Source organism: Pseudonocardia asaccharolytica DSM 44247 = NBRC 16224 (assembly GCF_000423625.1).
Taxonomy (GTDB): domain Bacteria; phylum Actinomycetota; class Actinomycetes; order Mycobacteriales; family Pseudonocardiaceae; genus Pseudonocardia; species Pseudonocardia asaccharolytica.
The window spans coordinates 95,293-108,368 of sequence record NZ_AUII01000009.1; the positions used below are offsets into that span (position 1 = coordinate 95,293).

The following is a 13,076-nucleotide window of genomic DNA, read 5'->3' on the forward strand; positions in this document are numbered from 1 at the left end:
CGTTGCGCTGTGCGTCCTCGCGGTCATCCTGTGAGTGCGTAACAGTGTCCTAACACTGTTACGCACTCACAGGGGGTCAGAAGGCGGGCCAGGGGATGGCGGGCCCGTAGCCGGAGGGCTCGGGGTAGCACCGCTGCCGCAGCAGGGCATCCACCCGGGCCGACAACGCCGCGACCTCTCGGCGGGTCACGTGCTCGCCCAACGTCTCGCACAGCCCGCCGTCGAGCGCGGCGCGCAGCTTGCGCAGCCCGGCCAGCACGTCGTCGGGCAGCTGTTGGCCGATCCAGCCCCACAGCACGGTGCGCAGCTTGTCCTCGGCGTGCAGCGTCAACCCGTGGTCGACGCCGTAGATCCGGCCGTCGGCCCCAGCGAGCACGTGCCCGCCCTTGCGGTCGGCATTGTTGACGATGACGTCGAACACGGCCATCGCCCGCAGCTCGGGCAGATCGGCGTGGGCGAGCACCGCGGGTTCGCCGAGCCGGTCGCGGGCGCGCAGCACCGCGAGCCATCCGGGCGGGAGGTCCGAGGGCGAACAGACGTCGACGAGCTCACGCTCGTCGTCGGTCTCCACCCAGACCTGCACCATTCCGGGTCCGAACGGGCCGTCGCGCAGCAGCGTCGGCGGGACGACGTGCCAGCCGGCGGCCTCCGAGACCAGGAAGCTGGCGACCTCGCGGCCGGCCAGGGTCCCGTCCGGGAAGTCCCACAGCGGGCGCTCGCCGCGGATCGGTTTGTAGACGCAGCGCAGGTCGACGCCGTCGAGGGCGATGGCGCCGAAGAGGGTGGCGTTCGAGGCGTCGACCAGCCGTCCGGTGATCTCGATCCGGCCGTCGCGCAGCGCTCCCGGCACCGCCGGGTCGAGGGGGTCCAAGTGCGTGAATCTAGTCCGCCATCGCGGACCGCTGGTGGTACCCGTTCAGCCGGACGCACACGTGGCCCTGGGGATCGAGCGGCTCGGCGCACAGCGGGCACGGCGCTCGCCCCGCGGACACGACCATCTCGGCGCGTTCGGCGAACGCCCTGGCCTGAACCGGTGAAAGGAACACCCGCACCGCGTCCGGGCCCTCGTCGGTGTCGTCGAGCACGACCGACTCGTCGATCTCCTCCTCGGTCACCGCGAGCAACTCGACGACGATCGATCGGGAGTCGGCGTCCCAGCCAAGGCCCATCGTGCCGACCCGGAACTCCTCCTCGAGCGGGACGACGAGCGGGTCGGTGTCCTGGTCGGACTCGTTGTCCGGCAACTCGGTCCCGAACCGGCGGGCGATCTCGGCCAGCAGAGCGCTGATGCGCTCGGCCAGTACCGAGACCTGCTGCTTCTCCAGCAGCACGCTGACGGTTCTGGCGTCCTCCATGGCCTGGAGGTAGAAGGACCGGTCGCCGGGTTCACCGACGGTCCCGGCGACGAACCGCTCGGGCTGGCGGAAGACATGGATGACGCGTGACATGGCACCTCCGAGGGTAGGCCACCAGCGCGCGCCGGGCACGCCTCTGCACGGCCCCGCCCGTCATGTCGATCCCCCGACGACGGCGTCCGAGCTGCGCTTGGCGGCCCGGCGCCGCCGCGGCTTGGGCGGGATCAGCGCGGCGAGCGCCCCCGGACCGTCGCCGAGGTCGTTGACCCTGGCGACGAACGGCCGGGTCTCGGTGTAGTGCACCACGCTCACCGAGCAGGTATCGACGATGATCCGCTGAAAGTTGTCCAGATGCGTGGCCAGCGCGTCGGCCAGCACCGCCTTGATCACGTCGCCGTGGCTGCAGGCCAGCCACAACGCGTTCGGCCCGTGTTCGACGGCGATCCGGGCGGCGTGCGCGCGGACCGCGGCCACGGCGCGGGCCTGCATCCCGGCCAGTCCCTCACCCTCGGGGAACACCGCGGCCGACGGGTGGGCCTGCACCACCTTCCACAGCGGCTCCTTGGCCAGCGACTTGAGCGTGCCGCCGGTCCACGAGCCGTAGTCGACCTCGTTGAACCGCTCGTCGAGGACCGGGGCGAGCCCGCGCGCGGCGGCCAGTGGCGCCACGGTCTGCTGACAGCGCGTCATCGGCGAGGTGACGATCTCCGCGATCGGCAGCGGCGCCAGCCGCTCGACCACCCGCTCGGCCTGGGCCCGGCCGGTCTCATCCAGCTCGACACCGGGGCTGCGGCCGGCCAGGACGCCTGCCGCATTGGCCGACGACCGGCCGTGCCGCAGCAGGATGAGGGTGGTCACGTTGATCGAGCCTACGTCCCGGGTCAGATCGGGGCGACCGCGCCGATCCCGAGTGCCGCGAACAACGCCACACCGAGGGCGATCCGATAGGCGACGAACACGTAGACGGTGTTGGTCTCCACGAACCGCAGCAGCCAGGCGATGGCCGCGTACCCGACGACGAACGCGATCGCCGTCGCCACCACCATCTGGATCCCGCTCGGTCCCCCGGGCTCGAACACGTCCGGCAGCTGGAAGATCCCGGCGCCGACGACGGCGGGAATCGCCAGCAGGAACGAGTAGCGCACCGCGGCCGGCCGGGTCAGCCCGAGGGCGAGCCCCGCGGTGATCGTCCCGCCCGACCGGGAGACGCCCGGGACCAGGGCCAGCGCCTGCGCGAACCCCAGCAGCACGCCGTCGCGCACGGTGAGCTGGTCCAGGGGACGCCGCTGCGTCCCGAGATGCTCGGCGAGCCCGAGCAGCACGCCGAAGACGACCAGCGTGGTGGCGACCAGCCACAGGTTGCGGGCGACCGTCTCGATCTGGTCCTTGAACAGCACGCCGAACACCACGATCGGGACGCTGCCGACGATCACCAGCCAGGCCAGCCGATAGTCCGGGCTCGCCCGCACCTGCCGGTCGCGCAGGCCGCGGAACCAGGTCACGACCAGCCGACCGATATCGCGGGCGAAGTAGATGAGCACCGCGAGCTCGGTTCCCAGCTGGGTCACCGCGGTGAACGCCGCACCCGGATCGTTGCCGAAGAAGGCCCCCGAGGCGATCCGCAGATGCGCCGAGGAAGAGATGGGCAGGAACTCCGTCAGCCCTTGGAGCAGGCCGAGGACCAGCACCTCGAGCCAACTCACGAACAGGCCTCCGAACGGGACACGGTCACGGCGAGGCACCGTACTCGGACGGCCGCGGGGCCCACCAATAGGCTGCGACGCGTGCGACACAGGCGGGTCGGAGCCAGTGGTCTTCAGGTATCCCGGATCGGGCTGGGCACGATGACCTGGGGTGACGGCGTCGACACCGAGGCCGCCACCGAGCAGCTCGTCGCGTTCGTCAACGGGGGCGGCACCTTCGTCGAGACCGCCGACATCTACTCCGACGGCCACTCCCAGGAGATCCTCGGCAAGATCATGGCGAGCAGCGTCCGGCGCGAGGACCTGGTGATCGCCGGCCGGGGTGGGCTGCCCGCCGGGGTGCTCGGTGAGGGTGCCGCGCGCGGCACCCTCCTGCATGCGCTCGACGCGACGCTGCGCCGACTCGGTATCGATCACCTCGACCTGTGGCAGCTCCCCGGCTGGGACGTCGAGGTGCCCCTGGAGGAGATGCTGTCGGCCGTGCAGGTGGCGGTGCTGACCGGACGGGTGCGCTACGCCGGGCTGGTGGCGCCGTCGGGCTGGCAGCTCGCGACCGTCGCCGAACGGGCCCGCGTCCTGAGCAGCGTCACGGTTCCGATATCGGCGCAGGTGGAGTACTCGCTGCTGGCACGCAGCGCCGACGCCGAGCTGATCCCCGCGGCCCGGCACCACGGCGTCGGGTTGATCGCCTGGGCCCCGCTCGGACGCGGCGTCCTCACCGGCAAGTACGTCAACGGCACCCCGGCCGACTCCCGCGGTGCTTCCCCGCTGCTGGCCCCCTATGTCGAGGCCCGGCGCAATGAGCGGTCGGCCAGGATCGTGCACGCCGTGCTGACCGCCGCCGACGGGCTGGGCACCTCTCCGCTGGCTGTCGCGCTGGCCTGGGTCCGCGACCGGCCCGGGATCGCCACCGCGGTCGTCGGTGCCCGAGACGCCGCACAGCTCTCGGCGTCGATGGCAACCGAGACGATCGAGCTGCCCGCCGAGATCCGGTCCGCGCTGGACGACGTGAGCGTCCCGGTCTGAACGACTGGCCGGAACTGGCCCCTGGCAGCGCTGCGTCACCACGCCTATGGTGTGGGGCAACCCCGCGTTCACGTGGGGTTTGGCTCGCAGCCGGGCCCGGCGGCGCCCGGCCGCAGGACCTGGCGGGAGGTGGGCCCGTGGGAGCACCCAGCGCGACCGCGGAGGACGCGGGGGATCTGAGCGAAGGGGAGTGGGAATACCGCCCCGTCCAGTTGCCCGGTGATGTGTCCCGGGTGACCGCGGCGGTGCGGCTGAGCATCCACGCCGAGTTCGGCGGCTGGGAGCTCGCCCGGGTGCGCCTCTACCCCGGCGGAGTTCGCAAGGTCGTGTTGCGTCGTCGTCGCTCCAACCAGATGCTTCCGGAGCTCTCGGTCTGACCGCGACCGGCGCGTCCTCCCGACGAGACGGACCCGGATTCGGACAGCACTGCCATCGCGCGGGAGGTACACCCGGGCGGACCTTCGCAATGCGCACCCGGGCGCATCTCCAGGGAGTTCGGCCTTCTTCCCGGACGCGCTGGGCTCCGGTCAGGGGATGAGCACGATCTTGCCGGTCGTCTCCCGCGACCCGAGCCTGCGCAGCGCCTCCTTGGCCTCGGTCAACGGCAGTTCGGCCCCCACAAGCGGATCGATCTTGCGCTCGTCCCACAGCGCGCCCAGGGCGTCCTGCCACTGCGGGATCAGTCCCGGGTTCATCTGCCGGTAGTAGCCCCAGTGCACGCCGACGACCGCATAGTTCTTGATCAGGATGTGGTTGGTCGGGGCCTCGGCGAACCGGCCCGCGACGAACCCGATGACCAGGATCCGGCCCTCGAACGCGACGACCTTGCGCGAGGCGTCGAAGACGTCGCCGCCCACCGGATCGAAGATGACGTCGGCGCCGCGCCCGCCGGTGAGGTCCTTCACCGCGGCGACCAGGTCGGTATCGCGGTAGTCGATGACCTCGTCGGCACCCAGTTGGGTGACCAACGCGCATTTCTCCGGCCCGCCCGCGGTGCCGATGACGCGGGCGCCCACGGCCTTACCCAGCTGTACCGCCGCGCTGCCCACCCCGCCCGCCGCCGCGTGCACCAGCAGCGTCTCGCCCGCACGCAGGTTCGCCCGGTGGTGCAGCGCACAGTAACCGGTCTGATAGGTGACGAACATCCCGGCGGCCTTCGCCGCGCTCATCCCGTCCGGCCACGGCAGGGTCGAGGGGGCGTCGAGCACGGCCAGCTCGGCGAACCCGCCCCGGCCGCTCGGCGGGCTGCCCAGCACCCGGTCGCCGACGGCCGCCGCCGCGCCCGTGCCCGCGGCGACGACCTCACCGGCGACCTCCAGCCCCGGCGTGAACGGCAGCGGCGGGCGCTCCTGGTACTTGCCCTGGCAGACCAGGATGTCGGGGAAGTTGCAGGCGACGGCGTGCACCCGCACGAGCACCTGGCCGGGCCCGGGCTGCGGATCGGGCAGGTCGTCGTGCCAGGTCAGGACGTCCTTCGGTTCCCCGAGCTCGTGAACCTGCCAGCCCCGCATCAGTGATCCTCCCAGTCCACCAGGGGCGGTGCGATCCCGCCCTTCGGGCCCGGCACACCCCGGAACCCGTACGGCGCGGGCTCCCGGCCCGGCTGGACGAACCAGCACTCACCCGGCCCGCCACGCTCCAAAATCCCCTCGATCGCGCCCGCCACGTCGTCGGCGGACAGCAGCGGGAAGTCCCCGAACTGCGCCTTCGCGTTCGCGATCAGCGGGGTGTCGGCGAAGCCGGGGCACACCGCGTTGACCCGGATGCCCTCGGGCGCCAGGGTCGGCGCCACCGACCGGACGTAGCCGACGACGGCGTGCTTGGTCAGCGTGTACAGCGCGTCGCCGGGCATCGGTACCAGGCCGGCGAGCGACGCCGTCGCGACGATGTGCCCACCGCCCGCGCGCCGCAGCGCCGGCACCGCCGAGGTCAGGCCGAACACCACGTGGTCGACGTTCACGCCCATGATCCGCCGGTACCGGGCGAGGTCGAGGTCCTCGACCCCCGACTGGCCCGCGGTGACCCCGGCGTTCAACAGCACGATGTTGAGCCGGCCGAAGGTGTCCTCGGCGACGTCGATCGACATCGCCATCGTGTCGTGCTGGGTCACATCACCGGGCAGCGCGAGCCCGCCCACCTCCTCGGCGAGACTGCGCGCACCCGCCTCGTCCTGGTCGGCGACGGCCACGACCGCCCCCGCGGCGGCGAGCCTGCGCACCGCCGCCGCGCCGATGCCCGATGCCCCGCCCGTGACCAGCGCAGCCTTGCCGATGAGGTCCATCAGCCGCTCCTCAGCACGTCCGCAGGAACCTGTCGAGCACCCGGGTGCCGAACATCAGCGCGTCGATGGGGACGCGTTCGTCGATGCCGTGGAACAGCGAGGCGAAGTCGAGGTCGGGCGGCAGCCGGAGCGGGGCGAACCCGTAGCAGCGCATGCCCAGGTCGACGAAGTGCTTGGCGTCGGTGCCCCCGGAGAGCATGTACGGGATCGCCGCGGCGGTCGGGTCCTCGGTGCGCAGCGCCGCGGCCATGGCCTCCACCAGCGGGCCCTCGAACGGCGTCTCCACCGGGGGAAGGTTCGTGACCCATTCGCGGGTGACATCCGGTCCGAGCAGCTCGTCGACCTCCCGCAGGAACGCCTCCTCGCGCCCCGGCAGCACCCGGCAGTCCACCACGGCCTCGGCCGTCGACGGAATCACGTTGGCCTTGTAGCCCGCCTGCAACATGGTCGGGTTGGCGGTGTCGCGGACCGTCGCGCCGACGATCCGCGCCAGCGGCCCGAGCTTCGCGAGCGCCCCCTCCAGGTCGTCCTCGGGGAACTCCAGGCCCGTGAGCTCGCGCAGGTGGGCGAGGAAGTCCCGGACCGTATCGGTGAGCACCAGGGGGAAGGTGTGGTTGCCCAGCCGGGCCACCGCCTCGGCGACCCGGGTCACCGCGTTGTCGTCGTGCAGGAACGAGCCGTGCCCCGGCCTGCCCTTGGCGCGCAGCCGCATCCAGGCGATGCCCTTCTCGGCCGACTCGATGAGGTAGACGCGCTGGTCCTCGCCCAGCGTCAGGGAGAACCCGCCGACCTCGCCGACCGCCTCGGTGCACCCGGCGAACAGGTCCGGCCGGTTCTTGACCAGCCACTGCGCGCCGTACTTCCCGCCCGCCTCCTCGTCGGCGACGAACGCGAAGACGATGTCCCGCGGCGGCACCACGCCGTCGCGCTTGAACCGCCGCGCGACGGCGATCATCATCGCGACCATGTCCTTCATGTCGACCGCGCCGCGGCCCCACACGTAGCCGTCCTGCACCGCGCCGGAGAACGGATGTACCGACCATTCGCTCGGATCGGCCGGGACCACATCGAGATGTCCGTGGACGAGCAGCGCACCTCGCTCGGGTTCGGCGCCCGCCAGCCGGGCGAACACATTCGTCCGGCGCGGCGCCCCCGATTCGAGCACCTCGACGTCGTAACCGACCTCGGTCAGCTTCGCGGCGACGTACTCCGCGGCCTCCTGCTCGCCGATCACCGTCTCCGGGTCGCCGGTGTTGGAGGTGTCGATCTGGATCAGCTCCGAGGTCAGCTCGACGACCTCGTCCTCGGCTGCAGTGGGGCGGGTCATGCGGATCTTCCTACCATCGCGGGTGCGGTTACGGACCCCCCGTGGCCGTCGGCTATCCTTCCTTCGTCGCGGTCACCGAGCCGCGTGTGGGTCCGAGTGGCGGAATGGCAGACGCGCTAGCTTGAGGTGCTAGTCCCCGAGTAGGGGGTGGGGGTTCAAGTCCCCCCTCGGACACAACCATGAAGGCCCCTGGGTCACCGTGCGGCCTCTTGGCCCACCTTCATTTGCGGCTGGTGACACGTCCGAGCAGGGGTCATGCCCTGGCCCGACCCGGCCTGAACCCGCGCTCAGAGCAGGTCGAGGGCGCGGGCCCGCAGCGCGGCGAACGCGTCTTCGTCGTCGTCGAACGTCGTCAGCACGATGACCTGGACATCGGGCTGTTCGACGCGCAGCCGACGGGCGGGGCATAACGAGGAACGCCTGAGCCTGTCACATCCGGGTCGGCTACCTCGTCCTTGAGGTGTTGGCGCGCAACCGCACGCCGTGGAAGGAGTATCGATGACCACCCGGCTCAATGTCCTCGAGGCCCAGCCCGAGGCCTACCAGGCCATGCTCGGGCTGGAACGCTACCTGGCCACCAGTCCGCTGCCGAAGCGGACCCTGGAACTGGTCAAGCTGCGGGCCAGCCAGATCAACGGCTGCGCCTTCTGCGTGGACATGCACAGCCACGACCTCAGGGCCGACGACGAAACCGACGAGCGGCTGTTCTCCGTGGTCACCTGGCGCGAGGCGCCGTGGTTCACCCCGGCCGAGCGGGCCGCGCTGGCCCTGACCGAACAGGCCACCCGGCTCGACCCGCAGGGCGTCACCGACGAGGTCTGGACCGAGGCCACCGAACATTACGACCCACCCACCCTCGCCGCGCTGGTCACCGCGATCGCGACGATCAACGCCTGGAACCGCTTCGGGGTGGCCCTGAGGCTCGAGCCGGGATCACAGCGGAAGGGTGCGGCGACGGCGTCCGTTTGAACCCTGCGGCCCACGCCCCAGCGCATTATGGAGCCACAACGTTCACCAGGCCCGCCCACCCGGTGCGTTGTGGAGCCATAATGTCGCCCGGGCGGGGCGGCCCTGCGGTCAGTGCCCTTCGGCCTTCTTCGTCGCCATCTCGATGGCAACGTCGATGATCATGTCCTCCTGGCCACCGACGAGTCCGCGCTCACCGCAGCGGCGCAGGATCTCGTGCGCAGGCACCTTGTAGCGCTCGGCTGCGGTCTCGGCGTGCAGCAGGAACGAGGAGTACACCCCGGCCCAGCCCTGGACGATGGCGTTGCGGTCCATCTTCGGCCAGCGGCCGAGGTACGGGCGGACGACCTCCTCGGCCGCCGCGAGTAGCCCCGGCACGTCGAGCCCGGTGTCGATGTCCAGCCGGTCGAACACCGCGGCGAGCACCTCGGTCGGCGAGTTTCCGGCGCCCGCGCCGAGCGCGCACAACGAGCCGTCGACGTAGCGGACGCCGACCTCGTATGCGATCACCGAGTTCGCCACGCCGAAGCTCATGTTCTGGTGGCCGTGGTAGCCGACCCACGCCTCGTCGCCGACCTCGGCGACCAGCGCCTCGAACCGGGCCCGGGCGTCGCGCATGAGCAGCGCGCCCGCCGAGTCGGTCACGTAGGGTGCCTGGCATCCCGCGTCGACCATGATCCGCGCCTGCTTCGCCAGGTCCTCCGGCGGCGTGCGGTGGGCCATCATGAGGAACCCTGCGGTCTCCATGCCGAGGTCGCGAGCCGCGGCGAAGTGCTGCGGGGAGACGTCGGCCTCGGTGCAGTGGGTGGCAACGCGGACCATGTCGGCTCCGGCGTCGCGGGCCTTCTTGAGGTCCTCGACGGTGCCGATCCCCGGGACGAGCAGTACGGCGATCTTCGCCTGCTTCGCCTCCTCGCGAGCGGCGGCGATGAGGGTCGTCTCGTCGGTGTGGGAGAAGCCGTAGTTGAACGAGCTGCCGCCGAGGCCGTCGCCGTGGGTCACCTCGATGACCTCGACGCCAGCCCGGTCCAGAGCTCGCACCGTGTCGCGGACCTGCTGCTCGGTGAACTGGTGGGCCATCGCGTGGCTGCCGTCGCGCAGCGTGGTGTCGACGATGCGGACGTCGTGCGCGAGCGTTGGACGAGTCATGCCGGATCCTCCTGCTTCGCCTTGGCCATCAGCTCGCCGACGCGGGCGGCCGAGGCCGTCATGATGTCGAGGTTGCCCGCGTACGGCGGCAGGTAGTCGCCGTTGCCCTTGACCTCGAGGAAGATCGCGACGCGGCCGTGGGGGGTGGAAGCCGGCGGGGCGGGAGAGACACTGCCCGACCAGACGTCGCGTGGTTCGTCGAACTGCGGCTCGGCGCGCAGCGTGTAGCCGGGAACGTACTGCTGCACCTCGGCGACCATCTCGTGCACCGACGCGGTGATCGCGTCGGTGTCGGCGTCCGGCCCGATCATGCAGAACACGGTGTCGCGCATGATCATCGGTGGTTCGACCGGGTTCAGGATGATGATCGCCTTGCCCCTGGCCGCTCCCCCGACCTGCGCGACCGCCTGGCCTGTGGTCTGGGTGAACTCGTCGATGTTGGCCCGAGTTCCGGGGCCCGCGGACCGCGAGGAAACCGAGGCGACGATCTCCGCGTAGGGCACCGGTGTCACCCGCGAGACCGCGTGCACCATCGGGATCGTCGCCTGCCCGCCACAGGTGATCATCGAGACGTTCGGGGAGTCGAGATGGGCGCGCAGGTTCACCGGCGGGCACACCATCGGTCCCAGATGCGCAGGCGTCAGGTCGACCGCCTGGATACCCGCCTGCTCGTAGCGCGGCGCGTTGGCGATGTGCGCCTTCGCCGACGTGGCCTCGAAGACGATCTCGGGGAGCGGGTCCTGGCGGAGCAGCCAGTCCACTCCCTCGGCCGACGCGGTGATCCCCTGCTTCCGGGCCCGCGCAAGGCCGTCGGACTCGACGACCCCGACCACGTATGCGACCTCGAGCGCGGAACTGTGCTGCAACTTCGCCAGCAGATCGGTACCGATGTTGCCCGGCCCTACGATGGCGGCCGTGACTCTCGTGGAGCTCATGGCATGCAGCGTGCGGCCCCGGGACCTGCGCGGGGAACCCCCGTATTCCAGTCAGCGGAACGAGGTGAGCGGACTTGGGCGGTCGGCCCGCGCCGGCGCATGACGGCGGAACCCGTTCCGTTGAACGAAACGGCCCCCCGAAGTCAGTTATCGGACGCACGATGACGCTGCTCACCGCGTTCCGCTCGGGCGACAGCGAGCTGAGCCTTGCGGAGCTCTCCCGCCGCACCGGCATCCCCAAGCCGACCGCGCATCGGCTGCTGGCCGAGCTCGCCGGCTGGAACATCGTCGAGCGCACCCCCGACGGCATCCGGCTGGGCATGGGCCTGTTCGAGCTCGGCCAGCTCGCCCCGCTGCAGCGTGGCCTGCGCGAGGCCGCCGTCCCCTTCCTCGCCGACCTGTTCGAGGCCACCCACGAGACCGTCCACCTCGCGGTACCCGACGGCGTCGACGTCGTCTACGTGCAGAAGCTGGCCGGGCGGCGCGGACCGAAGGTCGGCTCGCGGGTCGGCGGACGCATGCCCGCCTACTGCACGGGGGTGGGCAAGGCGCTGCTCGCCTTCGCCCCGCCCGAGCGCCTGGCCGCCGTCCTCGCCGCCGGGCTGGAGCGCCGCACCCCGCGCACCACCGTCGCCCCGGGCCTGCTCGATCAGGAGCTCGCCCGCATCCGGGAACGCGGGGTGGCCGAGGAGCACGAGGAGTCGACGGTCGGGATCGCCTGCGTCGCCGCGCCGGTCCTGGGCCGCGGCGGACGCGCGGTCGCCGCCATCTCGATCACCGGCTGGGCCAACCGGCTCGACACCGGACGGCTCGCGCCGGCCGTGCGCACCGCCGCGCTGGGGCTGTCCCGGGTGCTGCGAACGGGATCGGACCAGCTCTAGCGACGCCCGGGCCGACGCGGCCGCGTCGGCCCGGGCAGGCTACCCGAGCACGGCCGCGGCGTTGGGGGATCTGCTGGGCTGGGAGCGGGGCGAGGCCCGCCGCCGGGTGGGCGCCGCCGGCCCGGCGAGCCTGCGGCACGTCGAGACCATCGCCAAACTCTTGGCCACCCCCGGCCGCCGGACGGCTCACCCCCGAGGTGTGGGCCGGGGCCGAGGCCGAGCTGGCCGAGTTCACCCCGCCGAAATGGCTCGACCCGCAACAGACACCCCGCCGAAAACCCCGCCCCACCTGATGGTGTAGCCGCACCCATGGACGAAGCACAGCTTGGCGAAGGGTGCCGGCGGGGCGTCCTATGCGTCGAAGTCGACGGTCACCTCGTCGGAGACCGGCAGGGTCTGGCAGGTAAGCACGAACCCGGCGTCCACCTCGTCGTCCTCGAGGGCGAAGTTGCGCCGCATCAGCACCTCGCCCTCGGTCACCATGGCCCGGCAGGTGCCGCACACTCCGCCCTTGCAGGCGAACGGCAGGTCGCCGCGCACCTTCTGCGCGGAGTCCAGCAAGCTGTCGGACTTGGGCAGCGTGAGCGTGGTGGCCCTGCCGTTGAGGATGACCGTGACCGCGCTGGTCTCCCCCTCGACGGCGGCGTCCGGACGGTGCAGCTCGGGCGGCGGCTCATCGACGTAGAACAGCTCGCGGTGCACCCGCTTGCGCTCGACGCCGAAACCGAGCAGCACCTCGACCGCGGCGTCGGTCATGCCGAGCGGGCCGCACAACCACCAGTCGTCCACGTCGCGAACCGCGACCAGCGCGCCCAGCAGGGTGCGGACCTTGTCCGCATCGAGCCGGCCGGTGAAGATCTCGGCCTCCATCGGCTCCCTGGACAGCACGTGCAGCAGGTGCAGCCGCGGGCCGTAGGCGTTCTTGAGGTCGGCGAGCTCCTCGGTGAACATCACCGTGTCGGTGCGCCGGTTGCCGTAGATCAGCGTGACGCGGGTGTCGTCGCACGCCGCCAGCACGCTCGCCGCGATCGACAGCACCGGGGTGATCCCCGAACCGGCCGCGATCAGGCCGTGGTGGGAACCGGTCTCGATCTCGGGGGTGAACGACCCCGACGGCGGGGCGGTCTCGACCTCATCGCCGGGCGCCAGCCGGTCGACCAGCCACTCGGAGAACAACCCGCCGTCGATCCGGCGGACCCCGATCTTCGGCAGCGCCCCGGCCGGGGCGCAGATCGAGTACGAGCGCCGCTCCTCGCGTTCGTCGGCGAACCGCCGCAACGTCAGGTACTGACCCGGCCGGAACACGAAGGTCTCCTGCAGATCCGCGGGAACGTCGAAGATGACGGCCACGGCGTCCGCGCACAGCCGCTCGACGTCGGCCACCCGCAGCGTGTGGAATCCGCCGCCGGGGCGAGCGGCCTGCGCCGCCGTCGCGGTCTCGGTGGTCGTCATG

The 13,076-nt window shown here is 71.6% G+C and carries 15 protein-coding genes and 1 tRNA gene; 6 read left to right on the forward strand and 10 right to left on the reverse strand.

Going from position 1 to position 13,076, the window contains the following annotated elements; all coding sequences use genetic code 11:
* Nucleotides 1-76: 76 nt before the first annotated feature.
* From G567_RS0112395 to G567_RS0112410, 4 genes are read right to left on the reverse strand one after another with little or no spacing between them, the layout of a single operon-like run.
* A complete protein-coding gene (locus G567_RS0112395) occupies nucleotides 77-871 on the reverse strand; it encodes an SCO1664 family protein (protein WP_028930242.1) in 795 nt (264 codons plus the stop codon).
* A gap of 10 nt (nucleotides 872-881) precedes the next feature.
* A complete protein-coding gene (locus G567_RS0112400) occupies nucleotides 882-1,448 on the reverse strand; it encodes a DUF3090 domain-containing protein (protein ID WP_028930243.1) in 567 nt (188 codons plus the stop codon).
* A gap of 60 nt (nucleotides 1,449-1,508) precedes the next feature.
* Nucleotides 1,509-2,213, reverse strand: coding sequence for a histidine phosphatase family protein (locus G567_RS0112405; protein WP_028930244.1), 705 nt, complete (start codon nucleotides 2,211-2,213; stop codon nucleotides 1,509-1,511).
* A 23-nt stretch (nucleotides 2,214-2,236) separates the two neighbouring features.
* Nucleotides 2,237-3,058, reverse strand: a complete 822-nt coding sequence (locus tag G567_RS0112410; RefSeq protein WP_028930245.1) for an undecaprenyl-diphosphate phosphatase — start codon at nucleotides 3,056-3,058, stop codon at nucleotides 2,237-2,239.
* Between the two features lie 81 nt (nucleotides 3,059-3,139).
* On the opposite strand from G567_RS0112410, the gene G567_RS0112415 reads away from it, so the two are divergent.
* Nucleotides 3,140-4,084 (forward strand): aldo/keto reductase, encoded by a 945-nt coding sequence (locus G567_RS0112415; protein ID WP_028930246.1) that lies wholly within the window; start codon nucleotides 3,140-3,142, stop codon nucleotides 4,082-4,084.
* Nucleotides 4,085-4,221: 137 nt separating this feature from the next.
* The gene (locus G567_RS0112420) at nucleotides 4,222-4,461 is read left to right on the forward strand and encodes a DUF5703 family protein (RefSeq protein WP_051232879.1); all 240 of its coding nucleotides are present in this window, start codon (nucleotides 4,222-4,224) and stop codon (nucleotides 4,459-4,461) included.
* A 150-nt stretch (nucleotides 4,462-4,611) separates the two neighbouring features.
* Here G567_RS0112420 and G567_RS0112425 read toward each other — a convergent pair whose 3' ends face one another.
* From G567_RS0112425 to G567_RS0112435, 3 genes are read right to left on the reverse strand one after another with little or no spacing between them, the layout of a single operon-like run.
* Nucleotides 4,612-5,595 carry an NADPH:quinone oxidoreductase family protein gene (locus G567_RS0112425; RefSeq protein WP_028930248.1) on the reverse strand — a complete coding sequence of 328 codons (984 nt, stop codon included), beginning with the start codon at nucleotides 5,593-5,595 and terminating at the stop codon, nucleotides 4,612-4,614.
* Nucleotides 5,595-6,365 (reverse strand): SDR family oxidoreductase, encoded by a 771-nt coding sequence (locus G567_RS0112430; protein WP_028930249.1) that lies wholly within the window; start codon nucleotides 6,363-6,365, stop codon nucleotides 5,595-5,597. The genes G567_RS0112425 and G567_RS0112430 overlap by 1 nt, the downstream gene beginning before the upstream one ends.
* Nucleotides 6,366-6,375: 10 nt before the next feature.
* Nucleotides 6,376-7,692: a M20/M25/M40 family metallo-hydrolase gene (locus G567_RS0112435; RefSeq protein WP_028930250.1), complete on the reverse strand. Its 1,317-nt coding sequence runs from the start codon at nucleotides 7,690-7,692 to the stop codon at nucleotides 6,376-6,378.
* A gap of 90 nt (nucleotides 7,693-7,782) precedes the next feature.
* Here G567_RS0112435 and G567_RS0112440 point away from each other — a divergent pair.
* From G567_RS0112440 to G567_RS0112450, 3 genes are all read left to right on the forward strand, one after another.
* Nucleotides 7,783-7,866: transfer RNA gene (locus tag G567_RS0112440), tRNA-Leu, on the forward strand.
* Between the two features lie 59 nt (nucleotides 7,867-7,925).
* Nucleotides 7,926-8,102, forward strand: coding sequence for a hypothetical protein (locus G567_RS35490; protein ID WP_154667144.1), 177 nt, complete (start codon nucleotides 7,926-7,928; stop codon nucleotides 8,100-8,102).
* An 88-nt stretch (nucleotides 8,103-8,190) separates the two neighbouring features.
* Nucleotides 8,191-8,661, forward strand: a complete 471-nt coding sequence (locus G567_RS0112450; RefSeq protein ID WP_028930251.1) for a carboxymuconolactone decarboxylase family protein — start codon at nucleotides 8,191-8,193, stop codon at nucleotides 8,659-8,661.
* Between the two features lie 108 nt (nucleotides 8,662-8,769).
* Here the strand turns inward: G567_RS0112450 and dmpG are convergent, their stop codons facing one another.
* Both dmpG and G567_RS0112460 read right to left on the reverse strand, forming a co-directional pair.
* Nucleotides 8,770-9,807, reverse strand: coding sequence for a 4-hydroxy-2-oxovalerate aldolase (gene dmpG, locus G567_RS0112455; protein ID WP_028930252.1), 1,038 nt, complete (start codon nucleotides 9,805-9,807; stop codon nucleotides 8,770-8,772).
* On the reverse strand, nucleotides 9,804-10,742 hold the full coding sequence (locus G567_RS0112460) for an acetaldehyde dehydrogenase (acetylating) (RefSeq protein WP_028930253.1): 939 nt from the start codon (nucleotides 10,740-10,742) through the stop codon (nucleotides 9,804-9,806). The genes dmpG and G567_RS0112460 overlap by 4 nt, the downstream gene beginning before the upstream one ends.
* A 161-nt stretch (nucleotides 10,743-10,903) precedes the next feature.
* On the opposite strand from G567_RS0112460, the gene G567_RS0112465 reads away from it, so the two are divergent.
* The gene (locus tag G567_RS0112465; RefSeq protein ID WP_037056997.1) at nucleotides 10,904-11,623 is read left to right on the forward strand and encodes an IclR family transcriptional regulator; all 720 of its coding nucleotides are present in this window, start codon (nucleotides 10,904-10,906) and stop codon (nucleotides 11,621-11,623) included.
* A gap of 351 nt (nucleotides 11,624-11,974) precedes the next feature.
* On the opposite strand, the gene paaE is transcribed toward G567_RS0112465, so the two are convergent.
* Nucleotides 11,975-13,075: a 1,2-phenylacetyl-CoA epoxidase subunit PaaE gene (gene paaE / locus G567_RS0112470; protein ID WP_028930255.1), complete on the reverse strand. Its 1,101-nt coding sequence runs from the start codon at nucleotides 13,073-13,075 to the stop codon at nucleotides 11,975-11,977.
* Nucleotide 13,076 lies beyond the last annotated feature (1 nt).

What these genes read in the sequence shown, in the direction of transcription:
- G567_RS0112435 (WP_028930250.1), bottom strand. Translation starts at nt 7,692, where the DNA reads ATGACCCGCCCCACTGCAGCCGAGGACGAGGTCGTCGAGCTGACCTCG.
- G567_RS0112430 (WP_028930249.1), bottom strand. Translation starts at nt 6,365, where the DNA reads ATGGACCTCATCGGCAAGGCTGCGCTGGTCACGGGCGGGGCATCGGGC.
- paaE (WP_028930255.1), bottom strand. Translation starts at nt 13,075, where the DNA reads ATGACGACCACCGAGACCGCGACGGCGGCGCAGGCCGCTCGCCCCGGC.
- G567_RS0112460 (WP_028930253.1), bottom strand. Translation starts at nt 10,742, where the DNA reads ATGAGCTCCACGAGAGTCACGGCCGCCATCGTAGGGCCGGGCAACATC.
- G567_RS0112400 (WP_028930243.1), bottom strand. Translation starts at nt 1,448, where the DNA reads ATGTCACGCGTCATCCATGTCTTCCGCCAGCCCGAGCGGTTCGTCGCC.
- G567_RS0112425 (WP_028930248.1), bottom strand. Translation starts at nt 5,595, where the DNA reads ATGCGGGGCTGGCAGGTTCACGAGCTCGGGGAACCGAAGGACGTCCTG.
- G567_RS0112465 (WP_037056997.1), top strand. Translation starts at nt 10,904, where the DNA reads ATGACGCTGCTCACCGCGTTCCGCTCGGGCGACAGCGAGCTGAGCCTT.
- dmpG (WP_028930252.1), bottom strand. Translation starts at nt 9,807, where the DNA reads ATGACTCGTCCAACGCTCGCGCACGACGTCCGCATCGTCGACACCACG.
- G567_RS0112450 (WP_028930251.1), top strand. Translation starts at nt 8,191, where the DNA reads ATGACCACCCGGCTCAATGTCCTCGAGGCCCAGCCCGAGGCCTACCAG.